This is a genomic window from Mesorhizobium sp. ORM8.1 (assembly GCF_053005525.2).
Window position 1 is genome coordinate 1828214 of sequence record NZ_CM132600.1, and the last position, 22528, is coordinate 1850741.

Consider the following 22528-nt stretch of genomic DNA (forward strand, 5'->3'; position numbering starts at 1 on the left):
GCAGTAGGGCAGTAGGGAGATTGTCAGTCGTCAGCGGTCGGTCGCAAGGTCGGAGATCTTTCTTTCACCTACTGCCCTACTGCCCTACTCCCATATTCCCTTCCTCCCCTCACAAATCATTGCTCTGCGGCAGGATCACCAGATCGCGAATGGTGACGTTTCTCGGGCGCGTGAGCATGAACAGGACGGCTTCCGCGACCTCGACGGGCTGCATCAGCCCACCGGCGGCGAGCTCGTCCTCGAGCTTCTGCTTCGGCCAGTCGCTGATCAGCGCCGTCACCACCGGGCCAGGCGCCACGGCGCCGACGCGCAGGCCGTGCTTGGCCACCTGCCTGCGCAACGTATGGACGAAGGCCTGTATGGCGTGCTTGGAGGCCGTGTAGACCGGCTCCCAGACGACGGGGACGAGACCGGCGATCGAACTGGTGACGATGATGTCGCCGGTCTTGCGTTCGACCATGTGCGGCAGCACCGCATGCACCGAGCGGAAGACCGAGTTGATGTTGAGGTTCAGCATGCGGTCCCAGGCGTCCGGATCGCCATTGAGTATCTCGCCGCCGACATAGGAGCCGGCATTGGCGTGGAAGATGTCGAGTTGGCCGGCCTTTTCGAGGATTCCAGGCAGCATGGTCGCCACGCTGGCAGGGCTGGTGAGGTCGACCACCAACGGGATCGCGCCTGCACCAAGTTCTTCGACGACCTCCTTCAGCCTGTCTTGCGCCCTGTCGACCAACACGACACGGGCGCCGGCGGTCAGCATCGCCCTGGCGCATTCGAGGCCGATGCCAGATGCCGCGCCGGTGACCGCGGCGACTTTTCCGGAAAGATTCTGAGCCATGTGTACCCTTCTCGTTGAGCGGTTCAGGCGCGGCCGTGCGAGGCACGGGACCTGCGCGCAAGGGAGTCGACGATCACGGCGATGGCCAGCACGGCACCGGTGATCATGTAGCGAAGCGAGGAAGACAGATCGAGCAGCGTCAGACCGCTAGCGATCGACTGGATGACGATGATGCCGAGCAGCGCGGAATAGGCGCTGCCGCGGCCGCCAAACAGGCTGGTGCCGCCGATGACGGCTGCCGCGATCGCGTTGAGGTTGACGTCGCCGGTGCCCGCCTGCTGGCTGGCGGAAGCAAGCCTGGCGGCCGCAAGCACGCCGCCGAGCGCGGCAAAGACCGAGCATAGCGCGAAAGCGCTGAGATAGATGGCGCGCACCTTGATGCCGGCGCGCCGCGCCGCCTCCCGGTTGCCGCCGACGGCAGTCATCGAACGCCCCCATTTGGTCCTGGTCAAGGCGTAGTTCATCGCCACGACGAGACCGACGAACAGGCCGAACATCCATGGGATGCCGCGCGACTGGTTCAGGTAGGCGACGATCAGCTCGAGGCCGATTGTTATGGCGGCGACGCGCGCGATGAGGCCGGCCACGGATGGCGCCGACAAATTGGCGGCGCGGCGGCGCGCGACGGTGCGCAGGCCGGTGACCAGCATCGCCAGGCCCGGCGTCGCCGCCAGCGTGTAGGAGACCCATTTCGGCATCACCATCAGCTGGCCGAAATTCACCAGGTTCGAGCCATAAGGCAGGTTGATCGAGCCGGTGGAGCCGAGGATGTAGAGCTGCATGCCCAGCACCGCGAGCAGGCCTGCCAGTGTCGAAACGAAACTCGGCATGCCGAGCCGGTTGAACAGCAAGGCGTAGAGCGATCCGATGAGCGCGCCGAAGGCCAGCGCGGCGAGGATAGCGAGCGCGACCGGCCATCCCTGGTTGACCCACAGCGTGCCGACCATCGCGGAGGCAAAGCCGCTGACCGAACCGACGGAGAGGTCGATCTCGCCGACCATCAGCACGCAGACGATGCCGAGCGCGATAACGCCGACCGTCGAGCAATCGAACAGGAGGTTGACCAGGTTGCTGCTGGAAACGAACACCGGATTGAGGCTGGTGAACACGGTCCAGATGACGACGAGGCCGACGACGACCGGCAGCGAGCCGAGATCGCCGCTGCGCACGCGATCGAGGAAGGCGCGGACCGCGCCACCGACGCCGGCCTCATGCTTGACCCTTGCGTCGGCGCGGTCGAGCGCCAACGGGGCGGAAGTGCCTTGTTCCGGCGTCATGGATGCTGCTCCCCGGCCTGCCCGCTGGCGGCCCTATCGTGCTCCGCCCGCAGGCGTTCCGCGCGACGCGACACCGAATTGTTCGACGCGCCGGTGATGGCGCTGACAAGATCCTGGTTCGAGGCGTCGGGTTCGAAGACGCCGTTGTTGCGCCCCAGCCGCAGCACGACGATGCGGTCGGCGACGGCGCGGACATCCGCCATGTTGTGGCTGATCATCACGACGCCGAGGCCGCGCGCGCGGACGCGGTCGATGAGGTTGAGCACCTCCGCAGTCTGGGCGACGCCGAGTGCCGCGGTCGGCTCGTCGAGGAGGATCAGTTTCGGCTCGAGCAGCAGCGAGCGGGCGATGGCGACCGTCTGGCGCTGGCCGCCCGACAGCGAGGCGACCGCCTCGCGCACGCTCGGGATGCGCGCCGACAATTCGTTGAGCAGCGTCCAGGCCCGCATCTCCATCGCCACCTCGTCCAGCCGAAGCGGGCTGAGCTCGTTGCCCAAAAATATGTTGGCGACCACATCGAGGTTTTCGCAGAGCGCTAGGTCCTGGAAGACCGTGGCGATGCCCAGCGTCAGCGCCGCGCTGGGGTCGGGCATGGTGACCTGCTTGCCGCGAAAACTGATCGTCCCCGAGCTCGGCTGGTGCACGCCGGCCAGGATCTTAACCAGCGTCGACTTGCCGGCGCCATTGTCGCCAACCAGCGCGACCACTTCCCCGGCATGGACGTCGAGATCGATGTCGGTGAGCGCCGAGACCGCGCCGAAATGTTTCGATATGCCGCGCAGGCTGAGCACCAGCTCGCCGGCCGCCCCTTCGGGACTCTCACTCATGCGCTGACCTTTCGTGACGGTTGAGTTCGCATCCGGCCGCCCCGACGGCGGCCGGATGCCGTGGGGTGGATCAGTTGATGCCGAGCTTCTTGCAGCCCTCGACATAGCGATCGACGCAGAGCTCGGCGGCCGTGTTGATCTTCTTGTCGATGATTTCGGCCTTGAGGTTTTCCTGCGTCACGACAGCCGGCGTGAACAGCTGCGAGGGCGTGTCGTAGAGCGTCATCTCGGCCTTCGGCGTTTCGCCCGACAACAGCTTGACGGCAACGTTGGCCGCGGCGGCCGCGACGATCTCGCTCGGCTTGGAGATGGTGTTGTACTGGTCGCCGGCAATGATCAGCTGGAGAGCCGCGATCGTGGCGTCGTTGCCGGTCACCGGCGGCACCGGATCGACGCCGGCCGCCTTGAAGGCGGCGATAGCGCCACCGCCGGTGCCGTCATTGGCGGCGACGACGCCGAGGATCTTGGTGCCGAAGCGGGTGATCTGGCCGCTGGCCCATTGCTGTGCCTTCGGCGGCGCCCATTCCGGCGTGTCGAACTCGGCCAGGATCGGATAGCCGCTGTTGTCGAGGCCCTCATGGATGCCCTTCTTGATCAGGCCGGCGGCCGCGTCGGTCGGCGAGCCGTTGATCTGCAGCAGGCCACCGCCGGCCGGGTCCACCTTCAGCGCCTTGAGGTGCTCGACCAGCGAATCGGCGATGGCCTTGCCGATGCCTTCATTGTTGAAAGAGACGTAGAAGTCGGCGGGCGCCGTCGGGATGGGCCGGTCATAGGCGATCACCTTGACGCCCTGGCTCTGCGCCAGCTTGACCAGCGAGGCGGCGGCGGTCGAGTCGACCGGGTCGAGAACGATCGCTTTGGCGCCTTGCGAGATCACCGAGTTGAACTGCTGCTGCTGGCGCGCGGCGTCGGCGTCGGCGTTCTGGTAGATCACCTTGCAGCCAGGGCAAAGCTTCTTCATCTCGGCGGCGAAGCCGGGATAGTCGTGCTGCTCGTAGCGGGTGGATGCCTGGTCGGGCATCAGGAAGGCAACCGTTGCGTCGGTCACCGTGTCGGCGAAGGCCGCCGTGCCGCTGAGCAGTGAGGCCGCGAAAACGGCGGCGATTGTGGATTTCAACGCAAACGGCGATTTCCATGCATAGCTGGTCATTCGAATGACTCCGTTTCAAGAAATGGTTTCACGAGGACCTGCGCGGCAAACGGCGCGCCAGGCCTTGACTGCATGTCGAACTGTTGAAAGGAGTATGACTGGCAGCGGCTTGCGGGATTGCGGTCAACCGATCCCGTTCAATCGTGCCTGCATCCTCCTGCACGTGCCGGATTTCAGGACAAGCGATCTCCAGCACAGGGCGCCCTGCACCCCGCGTTATTCCTTCCCTGAGTGTTTCTTTGTTTGACGCAGCTCCGGACGAAAACAGTCTCGGAATTGCTTTAGGCTCCTCCCGCTTCCTCCCTGTTAGGCGGCAATCTCCGCGTTTACATTCTGCGCCAGCAACGCCCTGAAGCGCGAAGGCGACATGCCTTTCTGCGCGAGGAACTGGCGGTTGAAATTCGAGATGTTGTTGTAGCCGGCGGCGTAGCAGATCTCGGTGATCGACATCTGGTCCTCGCTCATCAACAGTTGGCAGGCGAGGTTGATGCGCAGGCGGTTCACATACTGCACCAGCGCCATCCCGGTGTGCCGGCGGAAACTGCGCGAGAAGGCGCTGGGACTCCGCCCGGCGATCTCGGCAAGCGTGCCTTCGCTGAACGGCTCGGTCAGGTGGCAATTGATGTAGGCGAGCGCCTGGTTGATGCCGGCCGACATGAAGCCGGAGGGATCGGGAAGGTAGCCGGCGCTGGTCAGCGTGCGGACATCGCCGGCGCGGCTCAGGATGTCGAGCACGGCCATGAACAGCGACAGGCGGCGCACGCCTTGCGCCTCGACCAGTTCGGCAAGCAGGGGCGCGGCGAGTTCGGCCGTCGCCGGCGAGAACAGCGCGCCGCGACGGCTGGTTTCGAGGATGCCGGCGCAGGCGGCAAGCTCGGGAAGTGCCGCGGAAGCGTCGGCGATGAACTCTTCGGAGAACTGCACGACGCGGCCGCGCAGCGGCACGGTCTCGCCCGGCGGCACGTCGCTGACCCAGTTGTGCGGCAGATTGGGACCGGTGAGCACCAGATTGCCGGGCTCGAACTCGCCGATGAAGTCGCCGACGAAATAGCGGCCGGTGGTGGCCACGACCAGGTGCAGCTCATATTCGGGGTGGAAGTGCCAGCGCACGGTGCGGAAAGGGTAGCCGTGGGCCCAGGCCTTGAACGACTCACCTTGTCTGATCTGGACGACTTCCAGGTCCGGGTTCATCTTCATTCCTCCCGCGCGGGTCCGGCCTTGTGACCGGTTGCTGCGCTTTCCTTTCGGCAGGCCGTGTATTCCCACTGGCCGCCGCGATTGGAAGCTTAGGCGGCAATTGAAGCGCCTGCCACCACGGCTTGTCCACCCGACCGATACTTTTTTGTCGTTTCTGCGCCATCCGAAAACAGCTGGTGAGAACAGCAGCGATGAGATGGGGCCTTTGCCGTCGTGCTCACCAAGCCCCGAAGCATTTCCTTAACCATAGCGGTTCAGGATCGTCCCCTGGTCAGTGGGGACACCCTGATTGAAAAAGCCGGCGCGCCCTCTTCGCCGCCTGGCGCTTCTCGCGGCGGCGGTTGCGCTGGGCACGGCGGCACAGGCCTCGGATTTCTCCGAGCCGTGGAAGAATGCCGACCGCGCGCTGATCATCGACGCCTATGAGTACAATTCCATCGACTGGGGGCAGCTTGTCACCGACAAGCGTGTCGTCGGTTTCATCAACAAGGCGTCCGACGGCCTGCCGCCGCCCTATTTCTGCTTCGGCGGCGAGACCGACGTGAAGCTCTGCAAGGCGCTGTGGAAGCGCTATGCGGTGACGCGCGAATTGTTCCAGACACGCAAGGTGGTGGCCAAGGCGCTCGGCCTGAAATGGGGCGCCTATCACCTGGCGCGTCCCGGCAATCCGGTCGAGCAGGCGAACAATTTCATCGATTTCGCCTCACCGGCGGCGGACGACCTGCTGGCGCTCGACATCGAAGGCATCGATCCGACGCAATGGATGTCGCTGGAGGACGCCGAAGAATTCGTGCGGCAGGTGCACCGCCGCCTTGGCCGCTTCCCGGTGCTCTACACCAATGGCAGGACGGCGCAGTACATCGCCGACAACCGCTACACCTATCGGCTGCTGTCGCGGCTGCCGCTCTGGTATGCGCGCTACAAGCCGACCATCGACGTGCATTTCCCGATGGGCAACTGGCGGGGCTACGCGCTCTGGCAGTTCGCCGCGCAAGCCAATTGCGGGCATTTCTCCTGCCCCTATCGCGTGCCGGGCACGCCCAACGATATCGACGTCAGCGTGGCGCCGATGAACGCCAGCGAATTGCGCCAGCAATGGACGTTCGGCGGGCTGATCGACGTGCCGACCGACTACCTCGCCTCGATCCCGGTGCCGCTGTCGCGCCAAGCAGCACTCGCCGGCAAGACCACGATCACCTATGCCGATGTGGCGACGCCGCCGACCTTCGAGGAAATGGTCACGGTGCTCGGGACGCGATGGGGCAGGTTCCGCAACGGCTTCCGCATGCCGGTGGTGAAGACGGTGCCGCAACGCGCCAGTTTCGGCATCGTGCAATATGTCGCCTGGAAGCGCTCGGTGCAGCGCACGCCCGAGCAGATCGACGCAGCGTTTGCCGCCGCCGCCGATCCGGTAAGCACCGCCTCGACGGCGCTCGACAGCGCCAAGCGCTGAAGTCCCCAACCAACCTTCAGCGATGACTGCCGAGGCTGGCATACATGCCGGTGGTGCGGAATTGCGTCGGGGTGATGCCGTAGAAACGGCGAAAGACCTTGGAGAAATAGTTCGCATCCTCGAAGCCGCACAGGACGGCGACTTCCTTGACCGGCAGGAAATCGGCCTTGGTCAAAAGCTTGGCCGCGCGTTGCAGCCGCTGCTGCAGCACGAATTCGGCCGGCGGCAGCCCTTCGCTCTCGGCAAAGCAGCGCGAGAAATGCGCCCGGCTGAGGCCGCTGATCTGGACGAGATCCGACACCGGCAGAGCCTTGTCGAGATTGGCGTTGATGTGGTCGATCACCGGCTGCATGGCGCTCTGCTTTTCGGCAAAGGCGTGCGAGCCGAAGACATCGTCGTAAAGCGCCATCGCCGCCTCGTAAGCGATCGCCGAAGCCTTGCCGGGCGAAGCCGCGCCCTCAATGAGGCGCAGGCTGCAATCGGCAAGGTGGTCGATGGTCGCCGGCTGCAGCCGCAACACGGGTCCGGAGACGCTCAGGATGGATTTGTGGATGCGCAGCGCTTCCTCGCCGTTCATCGAGATCCAGAAATACTCCCAGCGGTCGCCCTGCCCCAGCCAGTAGCGATGGTTGTGCGGCACCAGCACCAGCAGCGTGTCGTTGGCCTGCAGGCGGTAGTTGCGGTTTTCGTAGCGCAACTGTCCCGTGCCGCTGATCGTGTGCTGCAGCACGGTGAAGGGTGTCTGGCCGCGCTTGCGTCCATCCCAGTCATAGGTCACGCCGTCGCGGATTTCATAGCCCGTGCTGGTCGGCATCGCATGCAGGCGCTGGCGCCCGCGCGGCAGCGAGACCGTCCGCATCACCTGTCCGTTGGCGATCAGGTCGCGCAGCACAAAATTACCCTCGAAAGCATAATCGTTCTCTGGCCGCGCCCGCGAATAACGGCATAATCCAAATCCTGAGAACGCGAAAGACCCGCGGTCGAGGAGCGGGCGGGAGGAGAAAGAGCCGGAATTCCGGCTCGAATGGCATGTGCGCCCCGGCGCGCCGCCATATCCTCCCTTGCTGCTCCTTGCCTGGCATTCGATCGGATCGAGGTGAAGGTGATGAGCTTCAAAATCGCTATTATCGGCGCCGGCAGCGTCGGGTTCACCAAGAAGCTGTTCACCGACATTTTGTGCGTGCCGGAATTCAAGGACATCGAATTCGCGCTCACCGACATCAGCGAGCACAATCTGGCAATGATCAAGGCGATCCTCGACCGGATCGTGGAAGCCAACAAGCTGCCGACAAAAGTCACCGCGACCACCGACCGCCGCAAGGCGCTGGAAGGCGCGCGCTACATCATCAGCTGCGTGCGCGTCGGCGGCCTAGAGGCCTATGCCGACGACATCCGCATTCCACTGAAATACGGCATCGACCAATGCGTCGGCGATACGATCTGCGCCGGCGGCATCCTCTACGGCCAGCGCAACATCCCGGTGATCCTCGATTTCTGCAAGGACATAAACGAGGTCGCCGCGACCGGCGCCAAGTTCCTCAACTATGCCAACCCGATGGCGATGAACACCTGGGCCGCGATCGAATACGGCAAGGTCGATACGGTCGGGCTCTGCCACGGCGTCCAGCACGGCGCCGAGCAGATCGCCGAAGTGCTCGGCGCCAAGTCGCCCGGCGAGCTCGACTATGTCTGCTCCGGCATCAACCACCAGACCTGGTTCATCGACCTGCGCCTCAACGGCCGGCCGATCGGCAAGGATGAGCTCATCGCCGCCTTCGAGGCGCATCCTGTCTATTCCAAGCAGGAAAAGCTGCGTATCGACGTCTTGAAGCGCTTCGGCGTCTACTCGACCGAAAGCAACGGCCATCTCTCCGAATATCTGCCTTGGTACCGCAAGCGGCCCGACGAGATCACGCGCTGGATCGACATGTCGGACTGGATCCATGGCGAGACCGGCGGCTATCTGCGTTACTCGACCGAGACCCGCAACTGGTTCGAGACCGAGTACCCGCAATTCCTCGAAGCGGCGTCGAAGCCGATCGACCCGACAAGGCGCTCCAACGAGCATGCCAGCCACATCATCGAGGCGTTGGAGACTAACCGCATCTATCGTGGCCACTTCAACGTCAAGAACGAAGGCGTGATCACCAATCTGCCGCAGGACGCCATCATCGAGTCGCCCGGCTTCGTCGACCGGTTCGGCATCAACATGGCGGCCGGCATCACCCTGCCCGAAGCGTGTGCCGCGACCTGTATGGCCTCGATCAACGTCCAGCGTATGTCGGTGCATGCCGCGATATCAGGCGATATCGATCTTCTAAAGCTCGCCGTGCTGCACGACCCGCTGGTCGGTGCTGTGTCGACGCCGGAGGAGGTCTGGCAGATGGTCGATGAAATGGTCGTCGCCCAGGCTCAATGGCTGCCGCAATATGCGCATGCTGTTCCCGCGGCGAAGGAGCGGCTGTCGAGAGCCGCGGTCAAGACCCGCGAATGGGCCGGCGCCGCGCGGCGCAACGTGCGTTCGATCGAGGAATTGCGCGCCGAGAAGGCCGCGCTGAAGCAGACCGGCTGAACCTCCTGCGGTGACGGTGGATTGCGGGAGGCAGATCCGTCGCCATGAAGCCGTTTTGAATTCGAGGAGAAGCGGAGCAGGTGCAAGCGCTCCGGAATAAACAAGAGGGAGAGAGACAGTGAGGAAACTACGCAATATCGGCCTTGCCGCCGGACTGGCGCTGAGCGTCTCCGTTCCGGCACTCAACGCTTTCGCGTCCGAGCCGACGATCCCGCCGACGCCGGCGACATTTCCCGCAGAGGGCAAGATCAAATACGTGGCGCGCGACTCCATCCTGGAGTTCAAGGCGCTGCCGGAATATCACGAGCCGGACTGGGTCACCGAAAAATACGTCAAGACCGGCAAGCTGCCGCCGGTGAAGGACCGCCTGCCGAAGGAGCCGCTGGTCTTCAAGACGGCCAACATGCCGGACGGCATCGGCGTCTATGGCGACACGATGCGCCATGTCATCGGCGGCCGGCCGGAAGGCTGGAACTACGGCGCCGGCCAGACGCAAGGCTGGGGCGGCATCGACATCGGCCTCTCCGAATGCCTGACGCGCACCGCGCCGCTGTTCCAGGTCGAAGCCAAGGACACCGAGCCGCTGCCGAACCTCGCCAAAAGCTGGGATTGGTCGAAGGACGGCCACAAGCTGACCATGCATCTGATCGAAGGCGCCAAATGGTCGGATGGCGTCGCCTTCAACGCCGACGATGTCATGTTCTACTGGGATGACGAGGTCGTCGACCCGAACGTCTCGCCGCTCAACGGCGCGACGCAGGAGACTTTCGGCGTCGGCACGACGCTGAAAAAGATCGACGACTACACGGTCGAGTGGACCTTCAAGGACGCCTTCCCGAAACAATACCTCTACGCCATGGCCTATGGCACCTTCTGCCCCGGCCCAGCGCACATATTGAAGCCGCAGCATCCGAAATATTCGAAGAACACCTACGACCAGTTCAAGAACGCCTTTCCGCCGGAATACATGAACATGCCGGTGATGGGCGCCTGGGTGCCGGTCGACTATCGCCCCGACGATATCATCGTCCTGCGCCGCAACCCGTACTATTGGAAGGTCGACGAGAAGGGCAACCAGCTGCCCTACCTGAACGAGCTGCACTATAAGCTGTCGACCTGGGCCGACCGCGACGTGCAGGCGGTGGCGGGCTCCGGCGACTTCTCCAACCTCGAGCAGCCGGAAAACTTCGTCGCCTCGCTGAAGCGCGCGGCGGAGGCGAATGCGCCGGCACGCCTGGCCTTCGGCCCACGGCTCATCGGCTACAATCTGCGCCTGAACTTCTCCGCCAATGGCTGGGGTAACCCGGACGAGCGCGGCCAGGCCATCCGCGAGCTGAACCGCAACGAGGATTTCCGCAAGGCCGTCACCATGGCGCTCGACCGCAAGGCGCTTGGAGATTCCCTGGTCAAGGGGCCGTTCACCGCCATCTATCCCGGCGGCTTCTCCTCCGGCACCAGCTTCTATGACCGCAAGTCGACCGTCTATTATCCCTTCGACCTCGCCGGCGCCAAGGCCGAGCTTGCCAAGGCCGGCCTCAAGGATACCGACGGCGACGGTTTCGTGAATTTCCTTCCGGTACCGCCGGCGGCAAGAATGTCGAGATCGTGATGCTGGTCAACAACGACTACGGCACGGACAAGAGCCTCGCCGAAGGCGTCGTCGCCCAGATGGAAAAGCTCGGTCTGCGTGTCGTGCTCAACGGTCTCAACGGCACCCAGCGCGACGCCACGCAATATTCCGGCCGCTTCGACTGGCTGATCCGGCGCAACGAGCAGGAGCTGACCTCCGTCGTGCAGAATACCGTGCAACTGGCTCCCATCGGCCCAAAGACCAGCTGGGATCACCGCGCGCCGGAAAGCGGCCAGGTCGATCTGATGCCTTTCGAAAAGGACCTTGTCGACATCGTCAACAAGTTCGTCTCCTCGTCAGACAATGACGAGCGCGCCAAGCTGATGAAGGATTTCCAGAAGATCTCGACGGAACATGTCTATAATATCGGCCTGACGGAGTATCCCGGCGCGCTGATCGTCAACAAGCGCTTCTCCAACATTCCGCAGGGCACGCCGATCTTCATGTTCAACTGGGCCGAGGATTCGATCATCCGCGAGCGTGTGTTCGTCAAGGCCGACAAGCAGGCCAAGTATGAGCTCTTCCCCGAGGAGCTTCCCGGCAAACCGGGTGACAAGGGTCCGATGTAAGGTTTACCTCCCTGACCAGAGACGTCCGGCCGCGCCGCGGTGCGGCCGGACAAGCTAACACTGCGTCGCACCCAAGAGAGTGACCGGCGAGAAAGGAAGCAGACCGTCCATGTTGCGATTTCTGCTCACGCGCATCGCCTCGGCAATCCCCGTCCTGGCAATCCTGAGCCTGGTCACCTTCGCCATCATCCAGGCGCCGCCGGGCGACTATGCCGACTACATCCGCTCGCAGCTGATCAACCAGGGCGGCGCTTCCTACGCGCAAGCCGACGCACAGGCGCAGGCCTACCGCGTCGAGCACGGCCTCGATAAGCCGCTGCCGGTGCAATATCTCAACTGGATCGGCGGCATCGTCACCCGCGGCGATTTCGGCTACAGCCTCTATTACAACAAGCCGGTGGCCGATGTGGTCGGCGAGCGCCTGCCGCGCACGCTGCTCTTGGCGCTGGTCTGCCACCTGCTCGCCTCGGTGTTCGGCATCACCTTCGGCATATGGGCGGCGACGAGGCAGTACACCTGGATCGACACGACGCTGTCGGCCATCTCCTTCCTCGGCATGACGGTGCCGCGCTTCCTGATGGCGCTGATCATCGTCTATCTCCTGGTCTTCCAGTTCAACGTGTCGGAGATCGGCTCATTCTTTTCGCCGCAATATGGCGGCGCGCCATGGTCGTGGGCGAAGTTCGTCGACCTCGTCAAGCATGTCTGGCCGGTGGTGGCGATCGCCACTTTCGGCGGGCTCGCCTACAACATGCGCGTGATGCGCGGCAATCTGCTCGATACGCTCAACGCGCAATATGTCGAGACGGCCAGGGCCAAGGGGCTGACCGGCGGCGCCGTCGTCATGCGCCATGCCGTGCCCAACGCGCTGCATCCGCTGATCATGTATCAGGGCGTGGTGCTGCCTTACATGCTGACCGGCGAGATCGAGACGGCGATCATCTTCGCGCTGCCCACCGTCGGCCCGGCGATTGTCGGCTCGATGGCGGTCGGCGACGTCTATGTGACGGCAACCTTCATGATGGTGCTGTCGGCGACGCTGATCGTCGGCAACATCATCGCCGACATGCTGCTGGTGCTGCTCGACCCGCGCGTGCGCCAGTTCGGGGAGCGCTAGATGCTGGCGCGCGACCCTCCCCGCCGCCGCCGGCCGAAGGAACCGTCGCCGCACCGGCGCGCGGCAATGAAAGCTACATCGCGCTGGTTTGGCGCCGGCTGAAGCGCTCGTGGACCGGCATGGCCGGGCTTTGGCTCGTCGTGCTGTTGCTGGTGATGGCGGTGTTCGCGGAATTCCTGGCGCCGATGGACCCGAAGGCGACCGACGTCGGTTTCGCGCCGCCGCAATTGCCTGTCTTCCACGACACGGACGGCAATTTCACCTTCCGGCCGCGGGTCTACGCGCTCGCCGATTCGGCCGATCTCGATCCGGTCACCTTCCAGCCGATCGTCGGCCCCGACTACGACCACCCCAGGCTGCTCGGCTTCTTCGTCGAAGGCGCGCCCTACAAGCTTCTCGGGCTGATCCCGGCGGACCGGCATTTCTTCGCCTCGACGGACGGCCAGCCGGTGCATTTCCTCGGCACCGACAAGTTCGGCCGCGATGTGCTGTCGCGCGCCATCCATGGCTCGCGCGTCTCGCTGATGATCGCGCTGACGGTGGTCTTCATCATCACCGTCGTTGGCACCACGGTCGGCATGGTCTCCGGCTATTTCGGCGGCAGGTTCGACGTCTGGGTGCAGCGCTTCGTCGAACTGGTGCTCGCCTTCCCACAATTGCCGCTCTATCTGGCGCTGATGACGCTGATCCCGGTGACGGCGCCGACCAACGTCTTCCTCGCCTTCGTCATCATCGTCATGTCGGCGCTGGGCTGGGCGCAGATGTCGCGCGAGGTGCGCGGCAAGACGCTGGCGCTGGCGCGGATCGACTATGTGCGCGCCGCCATGGCGGTCGGCGCCACCGACCGTCGCATCATCATGCAGCACATCTTCCCCAATGTGATGAGCCACGTGATCGTCGCCGTGACGATCGCGATCCCGACGGTGGTGCTGCTCGAATCCTTCCTCGGTTTCCTCGGCTTCGCGGTGAAGCCGCCGCTGATCTCATGGGGGCTGATGCTGCAGGACACCGCGACCTATTCGGTCATCGGCACCTATCCCTGGATCCTGTCGCCGGTCGGCTTCGTGCTGGTCACCGTCTTTGCCTTCAACGCGCTGGGCGACGGCCTGCGCGATGCCGTCGATCCCTATTGAGGTGGCAGGGATGACGACGATAACGCTTGCAGACAATTTCGCCCCGGCCGTCCGGCTCGACCATGACGTGCGCCACGAGCAGCCGATCATCGACGCCCGCAACATCGAGGTCGCTTTCAAGGTCGAGCATGGCACCGTCGAAGCGGTGAAAGATATCTCGTTCCAGCTCTATCGCGGCGAGACGATCGCCATCGTCGGCGAATCCGGCTCGGGCAAGTCGGTGACCGCGCGCACGGTGATGGGGCTGTTGTCGCGACGGGCGACGGTATCGCCGCGCTCCAGCGTCGACTATTGCGGTCAAAACATCCTGAAGTACCCGGAAAGTGCCCGGCGCAAATTGCGCGGCAACCGCATCTCGATGATCTTCCAGGAGCCGATGAGCTCGCTCAACCCGATCTACACGGTCGGCAGCCAGATCGTCGAGGCGATCAGGGTGCATCGCAAGGTCGGTCGCAGGGAGGCATGGGCCCGCGCGCTCGAGCTTTTGCGCCATGTCCAGATCCCGGAACCGGAGGCCCGGCTCAAGCAGTATCCGCACCAGCTCTCGGGCGGGCAGCGTCAGCGCGTGATGATCGCAATGGCGCTCGCCAACGATCCCGATGTGCTGATCGCCGACGAGCCGACGACCGCGCTCGACGTCACCGTACAGGCGCAGATCCTGAACCTGATCCGCAACCTGCAGAAAGAGCTCAGGATGGCGGTCATCCTGATCACCCATGATCTCACGGTGGTGCGGAAATTCTCCGACTACGTCTATGTCATGCAGCATGGCGAGATGTGCGAGCACAACGTCACCGAGCGCCTGTTCGCCGACCCGCGGCATCCTTACACACAGCGGCTGCTCGCTTCCGAGCCGCACGGCCGACCGCAGCCGCTGCCCAAGGGCAGTGGCGCCATTCTCGAGGCGAGCGGGGTGCGCGTGTCCTACATGCTGCGCCACGGCTCGTTCCTGAAGCCGGACTGGCGCGAGCTGGTCGCCGTCGATGATCTCGGCCTGAAACTCTGCCGCCACGAGACGCTGGGGCTGGTCGGCGAGTCCGGCTCCGGCAAGACCAGTTTCGGCCAGGCGTTGATCCGGCTGACCGACACAAAGCGCGGCGAGATCAGCTTCGACGGCCAACCGATCCAGGGCCTGTCGCGGACCGAGATGCGGCCGCTGCGCTCACGCATGCAGGTCGTCTTCCAGGATCCGTTCTCCTCGCTCAACCCGCGCATGACGATCGGCCAGATCATCGAGGAAGGGCTGGTCGTCAACCGGATCGGCGCGACGCGGCGCGAGCGGGTCGAGCGGGTGCGTGAGGCGCTGGTCAGCGCCGGCATGCCCGGCGACATTCTTTCGCGCTTTCCGCACGAGTTTTCCGGCGGCCAGCGGCAACGCATCGCCATTGCGCGGGCCATCGCGTTGGAGCCTGAATTCATCCTGCTCGACGAACCGACATCGGCGCTCGACCTGTCGGTGCAGGCGCAGATCATCGACCTGTTGCGCAAGCTGCAGGACGAGCGCGGCCTGAGCTACCTGTTCATCTCGCACGACCTCAAGGTCGTGCGCGCGCTCTGCCACCGCGTCATCGTCATGCAGAACGGCAAGGTCGTCGAGCAGGGACCCGTCGACGAGGTCCTCACCAATCCCAAGACCGCCTACACCGAACGGCTCGTCAGGGCCGCCTTCGACGTGGCGTAGAAAGTGCCGGAGGTTCAAGTGGCAAGAAATCCCAGGATCACATTCATCGGCGCCGGTTCGACGGTGTTCATGAAGAACATCGTCGGCGACGTTTTGCAGCGGCCGGCGCTGTCGGGCGCGACGATCGCGCTGATGGACATCAATCCGCAGCGGCTGGAGGAGAGCGCCATCGTCGTCAACAAGCTGATCGCGACGCTCGGCGTGAAGGCGAAAGCCGAGACCTATTCCGACCAGCGCAAGGCGCTCACCGGCGCCGATTTCGTCGTCGTCGCCTTCCAGATCGGCGGTTACGAGCCCTGCACCGTCACCGATTTCGAGGTGCCGAAAAAATACGGCTTGCGCCAGACGATCGCCGATACGCTCGGAGTCGGCGGCATCATGCGAGGCCTCAGGACCGTGCCGCATTTGTGGAGTATCTGCGAGGACATGCTCGCCGTCTGCCCGGAGGCGATCATGCTGCAATATGTCAACCCGATGGCGATCAACACCTGGGCGATCGCCGAGAAATACCCCCAAATCAAGCAGGTCGGCCTGTGCCACTCGGTGCAGGGCACGGCGATGGAACTGGCGCACGACCTCGACCTTCCCTACGAGGAAATCCGCTACCGCTCGGCCGGCATCAACCATATGGCCTTCTACCTGAAATTCGAGCATCGCCAGCCCGATGGCAGCTACCGCGATCTCTATCCCGATCTCGTGCGCGCCTATCGCGAAGGCCGCGCACCAAAACCCGGCTGGAACCCGCGCTGCCCCAACAAGGTGCGCTACGAGATGCTGACCAAGCTCGGCTATTTCGTCACCGAAAGCTCGGAGCATTTCGCCGAATACACGCCATATTTCATCAAGGAGGGCCGACCCGACCTGATCGAGAAGTTCGGCATCCCGCTCGATGAATATCCCAAGCGCTGCATCGAGCAGATCGAGCGTTGGAAAGACCAGGCGCAGGCCTACCGCTCGGCCCAGCGCATCGAGGTCGAGGAGTCCAGGGAGTATGCCTCCTCGATCATGAATTCGGTGTGGACCGGCGAGCCGTCGGTGATCTACGGCAACGTGCGCAACAATGGCTGCATCACCTCGCTGCCGTCCGACTGCGCCGCCGAAGTGCCGTGCCTGGTCGATGCCTCCGGCATCCAGCCGACCTATATCGGCGACCTGCCGCCGCAACTGACGGCGCTGATCCGCACCAACATCAACGTCCAGGAACTGACGGTGCGGGCGCTGATGAGCGAGAACCGCGAGCACATCTACCACGCGGCGATGATGGACCCACACACGGCGGCCGAACTCGATCTCGACCAGATCTGGTCGCTAGTCGACGATCTGCTGGCGGCGCATGGCGACTGGCTGCCGGACTGGGCGCGGGGCGGGAGGAAGAGCCAAGCCGCCTGACGGCTGCGGTAATATCTGCCAGGAGGCTTGCGTAGGTTCAGCCGGGAATGGGGGTGCGAAAGCCGTGACTGTCGCAAAGCTCTTTGGCCTTGCCATCGACTTTGGAGTTACTATCGATTTCTTCGATTTTGATGGCTCCATCTGCCTTCTTGGCAAAGAAGAGAATGGAGGTCGATCTGCTGCCACCATCCGTAAGCCCGCAAAGGTAGACCATCCCACTTTCTCCTATGCGGGCCATCGCGATGAATACTGTTGGCTCTGCCGAGATGGCAAGGTGCCTCTGGATTGCGAGCTTTAAGGGAGCTAAATCACTAAGCGTGATGTCTTGGGGAAAGGTTTTCTCGGTAGAATCTAGAGCCAGTGCCGAACTTGTCCACGTTCCAACGACAATCCAAACAAGAAGGATCAGACTTCGCCCCATCGGAAATCCATCGGTGAAAGTTACTTTTTGCGACTAAAGATGATCTTGTGGCAGGATGGTATAACAAAGTTTGCGAACATCCGCAAACGGGGCGCTGCCTAACTGAAACTTTCATATTGCAGCGGCGATGGCTCGATCTCGGATCGCCTCTAGCCACTATCCTTCTCGCGCTCGACGGCGCGCCAGCCGATGTCGTGGCGGTAAAAACCCTGCGGCCAGTCGATGTGCTCGATCGCGGCATAGGCCTTGTCCTGCGCCTCGCCGACGGTCTTGCCGAGCGCGGTGACGTTGAGCACGCGGCCGCCATTGGCGACCAGCGCGCCGCCATTGATGGCGGTGCCGGCGTGGAAGATCTGGGCGCCGTCCTGTTCGGCCTCGTCGAGGCCACGGATGACCGAGCCCTTTTCCGGCGTGCCGGGATAGCCCCTGGCGGCCATCACCACGGTCAATGCCGCCTCGTCGCTCCAGCGCACCGACATATGCGCCAGTTGGCCGTCGACGGCGGCGTTGAGCAGGACAAGCAGGTCGTCCTTCAGCCGCATCATCAGCACCTGGCATTCGGGATCGCCGAAGCGGGTGTTGTATTCGATCAGCTTCGGTCCCTGTTCGGTGATCATCAGGCCGGCAAACAGGATGCCGGCGAAAGGCGCTTCGAGCTCGGCCATGCCGCGCATGGTCGGCTCGACGATCTCGCGCATGGTGCGTTCGGTCATTTCAGGCGTCATCACCGGGGCCGGCGAATAGGCGCCCATGCCGCCGGTGTTGGGGCCGACATCGCCGTCGCCGACGCGCTTGTGGTCTTGCGCGGTGCCGAAGGGCAGCGCGGTCATGCCGTCGCAAAGGCAAAAGAAGCTCGCCTCCTCGCCGGTCATATATTCCTCGACCACCACTTCGGCGCCGGCGGTGCCGAAGGCGCCCTCAAAGCAGGCGTCGAGCGCCGCATTCGCCTCGTCCAAAGTCATGGCGATGGTGACGCCCTTGCCGGCGGCCAGCCCGTCGGCCTTGATGACGATCGGCGCGCCGACTTGTCCGACATAGGCTTTGGCCGAGGCGAGGTCGCCGAAGCGGCTATAGGCGGCGGTCGGAATGTTGAATTTCGCGCAAAGGTCCTTGGTGAAGCCTTTCGAGCCTTCGAGCCGTGCGGCGGCCCTGGACGGGCCGAAGACGCGGATGCCCCAGGCGCGCAGGTCATCGGCAATGCCGGCGACCAGCGGGCCTTCCGGGCCGACGACGACGAGATCGATCTTCTTGTCCTGGCAAAAGGCGGCGACGGCGGCGTGGTCGGCAACGTCCAGCTTGACCAGTTCGGCGAGCTTGCCGATGCCCGGATTGCCTGGCGAAGCATAGAGCTTGGTCAGCAGCGGCGAGGCGGCGATCTTCCAGGCCAGCGCATGCTCGCGGCCGCCCGAGCCGAGAAGAAGAACATTCATGGCCACCTCTTGCTGCTGCGAACCGTCTGCGCCTGAACCCGCTATTGCCCCACGGGCGGCGGGTCAAGGCACATTGGCATTTTGGCGGCAATTGCGCACGGGAACATGGCTCTCATCAAGATGTGATGAGGCAGGCCCGTGCGCAACAAGATGGTCAAGTCGGTCGAACAGGCCTCAGCTCTGGTAGACGACAGGAAACCAGTCCTCGCGCAGTTTCTGGCCGGGCTTCATGTCGTGCCCCGGATAGGGCGGCGAGGTGCGGCCGGGACGCTCGACATAGCGCGCGTCGTCGCCGACCCAGCGCAGCGACAGCGCCCGGCGCCGCGCCGAAGTGAGGTTGCCGCGCGCGCCATGCGCGGTGCGGAAGTCGAACAGGATGGCGTCGCCCGGCTCCATCTCCCATTCCAGCACCTTCAGCGACGGGTCGTTGTCGGGATCGGGCACCGGCCGGTAGTCGCCCTCGCCGGCGTAGAAATTGGCATCGTTCAGCCAGCGCACCGGCAGCACCATCTTGTCCCATTTGTGCGAGCCGGCGATCAATCGCAACGTCGCCTCCTTCACCGGATCGATCGGGATCCAGAAGCTCACCGTCTGGCTGCCGTCGACGAAGTAATAGGGGATGTCCTGGTGCCAGGGCGTCGGCTTCTGCGTGCCCGGTTCCTTGACCAGCACGTGATCATGGAAGAACTGCGCCGTGCGCGACTGCATGACCGAAGCCGCGAGCTCGGCGGCGGGCGACTCGCGCACGACCCTGGCGAATTCGGGAATACGCTCCCAGTTGCAATAATCGTCGAAGAAGCTGCCCTTGCCGTCGGCGATGTCGGACGCGGTGGCGCTGCGGTTTTGGATGTTACGCTCGATGCCGTCGGCGATGACATCGACCCAGTCCTTGAAAGCGCCACGGACACAGACAGCGCCGTCGCGCTGGTAATCGGCAATGGTCGCGGCATCGATTTTCGGGCTGGTCATGGCGCTCTCCTTGGGTTCGATGGCCGACTATCGCAGCCACCCCATATCGTGTAAAATAATAACTTATCATCTCGCTTATAGTTTTTGCCTATGAAGCCGACCCTCGTGCAATTGCGCTATGTCATCGCCGTCGCCCGCTATGGCAGCGTGACGGCAGCGGCGGCGATACTCAACGTGTCGCAGCCTTCCATTTCAGTGGCGATCGACAATGTCGAGGACGCGCTTGGCCAGAAACTGTTCGTGCGCCAGCGCGGCAGCGGCGTCGCGCTGACATCGTTCGGCCGCCAGGCCGTCGCCAAGGCAAGGCAGGTGCTGGCCGAGGCGGACGAGCTTGTCTGGCTGGGATCGCGCGAGGCTGATGTCGGCGGCGAGCTGGTGCTCGGCTGCTTCGAGGACCTCGCGCCCTATTTCGCGCCGGCGCTGATGCGCGCCTTTGCCGAGCGCTGCCCGGCGGTCACCGTCGTCATACGCGACGAGACTTTCGAGACGCTGGGACGGCGCCTGGCCGACAGCGCCGTCGATCTCGGCCTGACCTACGATCTCGGCCTTCCGGCGCATTTCAAGCGCGTGCTCCTGCATGAACTTCGGCCGCACGCGCTGCTGCCCGCCGGCCATGTGCTGGCCGACAAGCGCGCCGTCAGCCTGGCGGAATTAGCTTCATATCCGCTGATCACCACCGACCAGCCGCACAGCTGGCAGCATATGCTGGATCTGTTCCTGAGCCGCGGGCTGTCGCCCGTCGCCCAGTCATCGACAAGCTCGTTCGAGCTGCAACGCAGCATGGTCGCCAACGGCTTCGGCGTCGCCGTCAGCTACACCAGGCCCTATGGCGATCGCAGCTATGACGGCCTGCCCCTGGTCTGCAAGCCGCTCTCCGACGCATTGCCGATGCAGCGGATCATCCTGACCTTCGACACGCGCCAGCGGCTGTCGAAGGCAGCGCAGGCCTTTATCGAGATCGCGAAGACATGGTTTGCCAGTCACGATGTTTTCACCGCGTGAGCGACGATGCGGCCGCTTGACGCCCGCCCGCGCTGCTGCCACTCCATGGCGATGGAAACCATCCAGTCGAAAGCGGCACAGGGCCGTGTCGCCGACGCCCCGAGCGGCCATTGGGCTTACCGCATGCTGCCGCGCTGGCTCTGGCCCTACGCGCAGCTTGCCCGCTGGGACCGGCCGATCGGCTGGCAATTGCTGCTATGGCCCTGCTGGTGGTCGGCAGCGCTTGCCGCCGGCGCCTATCCGCGCCCGAGCGACCCGCTGCTGACGCTGCTGCCGGCGCCCTGGTATCTGTTCTTGTTTTTCATCGGCGCCGTCGCCATGCGCGGCGCCGGCTGCACCTATAATGACATCGTCGATGTCGACATCGACAACCAGGTCGAGCGCACCCGCTCGCGGCCGCTGCCGGCCGGCAAGGTATCGCGCCGCCAGGCCTGGGTGTTCCTGATCCTGCAGGCGCTGGTCGGCCTGGTCGTGCTGCTGCAGTTCAACAGCTTCGCCATTCCGCTCGGCATCGCCTCGCTGGCAATCGTTGCCGTCTATCCCTTTATGAAGCGCTTCACCAACTGGCCGCAATTCGTGCTTGGGCTGGCCTTCTCCTGGGGCGCGCTGATGGGCTGGGCGGTCGAGTTCGGCGACATCGATGATCCTGCCATCATGCTCTATATCGGCTCGATCCTGTGGGTGATCGGCTACGACACGATCTACGCGCATCAGGACAAAGAAGATGACGCCATCGTCGGCGTGCGCTCGACGGCGCGGCTGTTCGGCGATAACACCAAGATTTGGCTGGCAGGCCTCTATGGCGGCACGCTGATCTGCTTCGCCATCGCCTTCGCCTCGGCGCAGGTGCCGGTGGTGGCGCTGGCCGGGCTGATCGCCGCCGGCGCGCATATGGCGCGCCAGATCGTGCGGCTCGACATCAACGATCCGGATCAATGCCTGAAACTGTTCAAGTCGAACAACCAGGTCGGCTGGCTGATCTTCCTCGGCCTGATCGGCGGCTCGGTCTGGATATGGCTGAAACCGCTGGTTTAGCGGCGCTTCCCCTTCTCCCCTTGCGGGAGAAGGTGGATCGGCGCGCAGCGCCGAGACGGATGAGGGGTGTTCCAGCGGAGTGAGGCGTTGGCGTTCCCTGGAACACCCCTCATCCGTCGCCTTCGGCGACACCTTCTCCCACTAGGGGAGAAGGGGAAATCGCACTACTCCCTAGCGATAATCTCCTGGCCGTCGATGACGAGCCTCAGGCCGAGATTGCCGGCCTTGCGGCGGGCGAGGAAGCGCGGGCGGCGCATGTTGGAGACGCGGCCCTTGCGGCGCTGCTGCGGCGGCAGCGCCTTGATGGCGACGCCAAGCGATTCCTCGAGCGTGCGGGCGACGCCGTCGGCCTCGATCAGAAGCATCGGCAGGCGATAGGCATCGGCCCAGGCGCGCCAGTCGGCGGCGACGTCCTCGAGGTCGTCGGCGACCAGCAGCGGCACCGACAGCATCGGGTCATTGTGGAGGAGCTCCAGCGTCACCGTGACGTTGCCCTCCGGATCTTCCAAGGCGCGCGCGGCGACGCCGCGAAACGCATTGGCGGGCAGCGCGATGATCGCCGGCACGCCGCTCATCTCCAGCAGACGGCGGATGACCGCGCCGCGGTGGTCGATGGTGAAGGTGACATCGCCGTAATCGTCGCGGGTGGCATAGCTCACCATTTGCGGCAGGCGAAACGGGTCGAGGCGCATGTTGCGTCCGGCCCATACTGGCTTCAGTCCAGTGTTCATCGAATGTCTTCCCTGTTAATCCTGAGGGCCGTTTTCCGGTTCTCTCAGAGCCGGTTTTTCCGGCCTCGTTATGGGGGAAACATTAGCGCTCGCTTCTTACCGCCGCG

17 protein-coding genes and 2 pseudogenes are annotated in these 22528 nt (G+C 64.1%); 9 read left to right on the forward strand and 10 right to left on the reverse strand.

Going from position 1 to position 22528, the window contains the following annotated elements; all coding sequences use genetic code 11:
• Nucleotides 1-109: 109 nt before the first annotated feature.
• From ACVDG8_RS09635 to ACVDG8_RS09655, 5 genes are all read right to left on the reverse strand, one after another.
• Nucleotides 110-838 (reverse strand): SDR family oxidoreductase, encoded by a 729-nt coding sequence (locus ACVDG8_RS09635; RefSeq protein WP_447254498.1) that lies wholly within the window; start codon nucleotides 836-838, stop codon nucleotides 110-112.
• A 23-nt stretch (nucleotides 839-861) separates the two neighbouring features.
• Nucleotides 862-2115 (reverse strand): sugar ABC transporter permease, encoded by a 1254-nt coding sequence (locus tag ACVDG8_RS09640; RefSeq protein ID WP_447254499.1) that lies wholly within the window; start codon nucleotides 2113-2115, stop codon nucleotides 862-864.
• Nucleotides 2112-2942: an ATP-binding cassette domain-containing protein gene (locus tag ACVDG8_RS09645; protein WP_447254500.1), complete on the reverse strand. Its 831-nt coding sequence runs from the start codon at nucleotides 2940-2942 to the stop codon at nucleotides 2112-2114. Before ACVDG8_RS09645 ends, ACVDG8_RS09640 begins: the two co-directional genes overlap by 4 nt.
• A gap of 70 nt (nucleotides 2943-3012) precedes the next feature.
• On the reverse strand, nucleotides 3013-4092 hold the full coding sequence (locus tag ACVDG8_RS09650; RefSeq protein ID WP_447254501.1) for an ABC transporter substrate-binding protein: 1080 nt from the start codon (nucleotides 4090-4092) through the stop codon (nucleotides 3013-3015).
• 306 nt (nucleotides 4093-4398) lie between these two features.
• Nucleotides 4399-5283, reverse strand: a complete 885-nt coding sequence (locus ACVDG8_RS09655; protein ID WP_447254502.1) for an AraC family transcriptional regulator — start codon at nucleotides 5281-5283, stop codon at nucleotides 4399-4401.
• 295 nt (nucleotides 5284-5578) lie between these two features.
• Between ACVDG8_RS09655 and ACVDG8_RS09660 the strand changes: the two genes are divergently transcribed.
• On the forward strand, nucleotides 5579-6742 hold the full coding sequence (locus ACVDG8_RS09660) for a glycoside hydrolase family 25 protein (RefSeq protein WP_447254503.1): 1164 nt from the start codon (nucleotides 5579-5581) through the stop codon (nucleotides 6740-6742).
• A 16-nt stretch (nucleotides 6743-6758) separates the two neighbouring features.
• Here the strand turns inward: ACVDG8_RS09660 and ACVDG8_RS09665 are convergent, their stop codons facing one another.
• Nucleotides 6759-7601 carry an AraC family ligand binding domain-containing protein gene (locus ACVDG8_RS09665; RefSeq protein ID WP_455707819.1) on the reverse strand — a complete coding sequence of 281 codons (843 nt, stop codon included), beginning with the start codon at nucleotides 7599-7601 and terminating at the stop codon, nucleotides 6759-6761.
• 246 nt (nucleotides 7602-7847) lie between these two features.
• Between ACVDG8_RS09665 and melA (ACVDG8_RS09670) the strand changes: the two genes are divergently transcribed.
• From melA (ACVDG8_RS09670) to melA (ACVDG8_RS09695), 6 genes and pseudogenes are all read left to right on the forward strand, one after another.
• The gene (gene melA, locus ACVDG8_RS09670; protein ID WP_447254505.1) at nucleotides 7848-9314 is read left to right on the forward strand and encodes an alpha-galactosidase; all 1467 of its coding nucleotides are present in this window, start codon (nucleotides 7848-7850) and stop codon (nucleotides 9312-9314) included.
• Between the two features lie 118 nt (nucleotides 9315-9432).
• Nucleotides 9433-11513, forward strand: a pseudogene (locus tag ACVDG8_RS09675) (ABC transporter substrate-binding protein).
• A 109-nt stretch (nucleotides 11514-11622) separates the two neighbouring features.
• Complete coding sequence (locus tag ACVDG8_RS09680; RefSeq protein ID WP_447254507.1) at nucleotides 11623-12630, forward strand: ABC transporter permease; 1008 nt, start codon at nucleotides 11623-11625, stop codon at nucleotides 12628-12630.
• Nucleotides 12631-12683: 53 nt separating this feature from the next.
• Nucleotides 12684-13763: pseudogene (locus tag ACVDG8_RS09685) on the forward strand (ABC transporter permease); the annotation flags it as partial.
• 10 nt (nucleotides 13764-13773) lie between these two features.
• On the forward strand, nucleotides 13774-15444 hold the full coding sequence (locus ACVDG8_RS09690; protein ID WP_447254508.1) for an ABC transporter ATP-binding protein: 1671 nt from the start codon (nucleotides 13774-13776) through the stop codon (nucleotides 15442-15444).
• An 18-nt stretch (nucleotides 15445-15462) separates the two neighbouring features.
• A complete protein-coding gene (gene melA / locus ACVDG8_RS09695; protein ID WP_447254509.1) occupies nucleotides 15463-16833 on the forward strand; it encodes an alpha-galactosidase in 1371 nt (456 codons plus the stop codon).
• Nucleotides 16834-16870: 37 nt separating this feature from the next.
• Here melA (ACVDG8_RS09695) and ACVDG8_RS09700 read toward each other — a convergent pair whose 3' ends face one another.
• The 3 genes from ACVDG8_RS09700 to ACVDG8_RS09710 all read right to left on the reverse strand — a co-directional run bounded on the left by ACVDG8_RS09700 (nucleotide 16871) and on the right by ACVDG8_RS09710 (nucleotide 19653).
• Nucleotides 16871-17254, reverse strand: coding sequence for a hypothetical protein (locus ACVDG8_RS09700; RefSeq protein WP_447254510.1), 384 nt, complete (start codon nucleotides 17252-17254; stop codon nucleotides 16871-16873).
• Nucleotides 17255-17403: 149 nt separating this feature from the next.
• Complete coding sequence (gene purD, locus ACVDG8_RS09705) at nucleotides 17404-18684, reverse strand: phosphoribosylamine--glycine ligase (RefSeq protein ID WP_447254511.1); 1281 nt, start codon at nucleotides 18682-18684, stop codon at nucleotides 17404-17406.
• 174 nt (nucleotides 18685-18858) lie between these two features.
• Entirely contained in the window at nucleotides 18859-19653 is a 795-nt protein-coding gene (locus tag ACVDG8_RS09710; protein WP_447254512.1) for a phytanoyl-CoA dioxygenase family protein, read from the reverse strand.
• 90 nt (nucleotides 19654-19743) lie between these two features.
• Between ACVDG8_RS09710 and ACVDG8_RS09715 the strand changes: the two genes are divergently transcribed.
• Entirely contained in the window at nucleotides 19744-20655 is a 912-nt protein-coding gene (locus tag ACVDG8_RS09715) for a LysR family transcriptional regulator (RefSeq protein ID WP_447254513.1), read from the forward strand.
• A 51-nt stretch (nucleotides 20656-20706) separates the two neighbouring features.
• Nucleotides 20707-21690, forward strand: coding sequence for a 4-hydroxybenzoate octaprenyltransferase (ubiA, locus tag ACVDG8_RS09720; RefSeq protein ID WP_447257286.1), 984 nt, complete (start codon nucleotides 20707-20709; stop codon nucleotides 21688-21690).
• 164 nt (nucleotides 21691-21854) lie between these two features.
• Here the strand turns inward: ubiA and ACVDG8_RS09725 are convergent, their stop codons facing one another.
• The gene (locus tag ACVDG8_RS09725) at nucleotides 21855-22421 is read right to left on the reverse strand and encodes a DUF6101 family protein (RefSeq protein WP_447254514.1); all 567 of its coding nucleotides are present in this window, start codon (nucleotides 22419-22421) and stop codon (nucleotides 21855-21857) included.
• Between the last annotated feature and the right edge of the window lie 107 nt (nucleotides 22422-22528).